We start from the raw sequence: 584 nt of genomic DNA on the forward strand, positions 1-584 counted from the left end.
AAGAATGTTTATATCCTGATAATAATCAGACAGCTTAGTCGTTTGATCGAGTGGATTAACACTCATATAAGACTGCACCAGGCTTTTTGCCTCATCTTTAATATCTTGGTGAGAGCTATTACGATTTTGTGTTCTTAATTTATGCGCAACTAAATTAGTCATGTATCCTTACCTCAACTTGTTTTAAATTAAGCTCACATGCCACCTCATCAAGGCAGTCACTTAAGCTCTTGATCTCATTAATTGATAGTGATGACATTGGATGCATTGCCTCCTGGTCAGGTTGTTCATGACCATATAAAGCGCGTATTAAATGCTCAGGTGCTCTATTAGTCAGCAAAGTACGCAGTTGATGTCGAAGCCAGTTATCTTGATGACTAAAAAAGCCTTTTAACTGATAACGTACTTTACTGGGTTTAATATCGGAAAAGCCTTTGGGGTTTTTACTAAAAAGCTGAATTAAAGGCTGGCGAGAGTTTAGAATGTCTTCTATTGGAAATTGTACAGACGGGTATATAACATTGTGTAATACTGCAAACTGCTTTATATACTCTATATAATTTTGAATGGCTGTTATTAAGAAC

At 36.0% G+C, this 584-nt stretch carries 1 pseudogene; it reads right to left on the bottom strand.

Annotated elements, in window-relative coordinates:
* Positions 1–154: 154 nt before the first annotated feature.
* Positions 155–584, bottom strand: a pseudogene (locus A1019T_RS13310) (hypothetical protein); the annotation flags it as partial.

This window comes from Psychrobacter piechaudii, from assembly GCF_900162825.1.
GTDB classification, from domain to species: Bacteria; Pseudomonadota; Gammaproteobacteria; order Pseudomonadales; family Moraxellaceae; genus Psychrobacter; species Psychrobacter piechaudii.